The sequence below is a fragment of the Salinisphaera sp. SWV1 genome (genome assembly GCF_052044155.1).
Lineage (GTDB): Bacteria > Pseudomonadota > Gammaproteobacteria > Nevskiales > Salinisphaeraceae > Salinisphaera.
In genome coordinates this window covers 1-2,360 of the sequence record NZ_JBQDYE010000084.1, presented here as the reverse complement: position 1 = coordinate 2,360, position 2,360 = coordinate 1, and the positions used below count along the sequence as shown (strand labels likewise).

Sequence of the window (2,360 nt, the reverse complement as noted above, 5' to 3'; positions counted from 1 at the left end):
GTGGCGCCTTCAAAAAGGCTTGCTGCGTTGCGAGAGGGCGCATTCTAGACCTTCGCCGATACGTGTCAACAAGTTTTTTCACGACACTGTCACAAACGCCGCCGTGGCGGGCCTGCACGGCGCCGGCGAGCGATCGGCGCGTGTTCCAGCGCGCGCCGACACGCCCAGTTGCCGCCCTGGGATGACGAGGCGGCTGACACAGGAAAGACGGCGCCCCGAGCGTACAAACCCGCGCTAAGCACTTATTGCGCCGGCACTTTCATCGCCATAAACTGGATGTTTGTACATGACCGTCATCCCGTGGCTAATTTCACTACCCATATCGGTGTCGCGGCGTCAGCGGGTGCAGCCATCGCGGCCTCTGGCTTGTCAGCGCAACTATGGCCGTTGACCCAGGCCCCCGCGATCGTGCTCCTTGTGGCCCTGGGCGGCATCATGCCGGATATCGATGCCGACAAGTCGCGGTCGGCCCGGCTGATCTTCACCGTCCTGGCGATTACCGCGGCCCTGTCGGCGCTGGCACTCGCGCGACCTTCCCTTTCGATTCTGGGGGCGACCTGTCTCGCCCTCGGGCTGTATGTCGGAATTCGCGATGTGGTCGCGGTCGTGTTCAGGGCACTGACACGCCATCGAGCCAGTTGGCATTCACTGCTGGCAGTCACCGCCGTCCTGTTGTCCACGACAACCGTGAGTTATCGCTGCTTCGGGCAGCCGGCGCGATTGGCGTGGAGCCACGGCATGGCGATGGCGGCGGGCATGCTGATTCATCTACTGCTGGATGAGTGCTTCAGCATCGACCTGGAAGGCGCGCGCCTCAAGCGCTCGTTCGGCACGGCGCTCAAGCTGTTCGACTATCGACGTCCCTATGCGACGGCCTTGATGGCGGGTGCAACCCTGTTGGTCATGGCCTGGACCCCTCACTGGCCCTTCTGACCCCGCATCGCGCCCCGCGGGCGACCGCCGACCGCGGCCCGACGCCAATCGCGGCCGGGGAGATCTGCGGCCTGACCGCTTTCAATACTGTCCTGGCCGACGCTCGTCGTCAGGGTGTCTCGGCCGCGCGCTGTGCCGACCCGAGAGCGTACACACCGGCCGGCTGCCCCGTCAGGCCCGACGATTATCCGGCAGAACCGAGTACCTGGTGGGTATCAGGTGAGTGCCAGGCGCGATCGTGTGCTTACTTGCCCAGGAACGATGAAAGGGCCTGTTTGGCCACCGCACCGCACACGCGGGTGCCGATCCGATCCTTCAGGTTGGCCAGGTTGAACTGATTGCCCTGCCCGCCCTGAAGCAGGCCGGATAAACCCTGTTGATACCCGGGGCTCTGTGCGGCCTTGCTCTGGCCACCCAGCTTGCTCAGCAACCGATTCCTGATCTGCTCCGTCGCGCTCTGCGTATAGCCGTGCTTCTGGCAATAACCCAGCACCCCGGCCACATTCTGCATGCTGGCCAGATTGAACGAGCCGGTGCCAAGCTCGTGCAACAGTGTCGCCGAACCGGCAATATTCCCGCTCTGCGTGGCATTCGCGGAATTCATCATGCCCGATGCACTCTGCTTGATATTATCGAATGCATTGGCGGAGGCCAGCGACGGCAGAGCAAGCGTGCCGGCAACCAGTACGATCGCGAGATATCGACGATTCATGGACTACTCCTCGAAAAAAAACGGTGTGGCGATGCCGATCGAACGTCGTGACGAAATGCGGCGGTGCGCACCCGGCCGTACGCGCGACGGGACCGATTGGATCCAACACGCCGGCGCCAAGGCATTCGTCGCATGGGCAAACGGATACGCTGGCGCGCCTATTGTCCCATGAAAGCACATGAGGAGCCGGATAAGGCGCCGCGCACGGGCCGCGACGGGATAAGCCGCCGCCTTATCGCCTGCCCTTCGCGTGGTGGCATACGACACACGAGTATGAAGATCATGCCCGGGTCTTTTACAATAGCCAGCACGCGCCCGTAGCTCAGCTGGATAGAGCACCGGCCTTCGAAGCCGGGTGTCGCAGGTTCGAATCCTGCCGGGCGCACCAAATAATATTAAGAACCCGCAAGCGCGCGTTTTTTCATGGCCAGAACGAAGCCCATTCGAACCTGCGGCAAGTGACAAGTCAGGTTCGACGAGCGCGCGCCAGCGCGCTCGAACCGGGTCGCGTAGCGACACGGGCCCGAAGGGTGAGCGGCGCAGCCGCGAATAATCCTGCCGGGCGCACCAGACATAGAAAACCCGCCAGATGTGCGGTTTTTTTATGCTCAAACGAAGACCATTCGAACCTGCGACAAATAACAAGCCAGGTTCGACGGCCTCGCAGCGCGAGGCCGAACGGGGGCGCGCAGCGCCACCGGCCCGAAGGGCGAGG

2 protein-coding genes and 1 tRNA gene are annotated in these 2,360 nt (G+C 63.0%); 2 read left to right on the top strand and 1 reads right to left on the bottom strand.

Annotated elements, in window-relative coordinates; genetic code table 11:
• Positions 1-300: 300 nt before the first annotated feature.
• On the top strand, positions 301-933 hold the full coding sequence (locus tag ACS8YF_RS19465) for a metal-dependent hydrolase (RefSeq protein ID WP_440851747.1): 633 nt from the start codon (positions 301-303) through the stop codon (positions 931-933).
• 244 nt (positions 934-1,177) lie between these two features.
• On the opposite strand, the gene ACS8YF_RS19460 is transcribed toward ACS8YF_RS19465, so the two are convergent.
• Positions 1,178-1,645, bottom strand: coding sequence for a DUF2501 domain-containing protein (locus tag ACS8YF_RS19460; RefSeq protein ID WP_440851746.1), 468 nt, complete (start codon positions 1,643-1,645; stop codon positions 1,178-1,180).
• Between the two features lie 311 nt (positions 1,646-1,956).
• Between ACS8YF_RS19460 and ACS8YF_RS19455 the strand changes: the two genes are divergently transcribed.
• A tRNA-Arg gene (locus ACS8YF_RS19455) sits at positions 1,957-2,033 on the top strand.
• Positions 2,034-2,360: the final 327 nt, after the last annotated feature.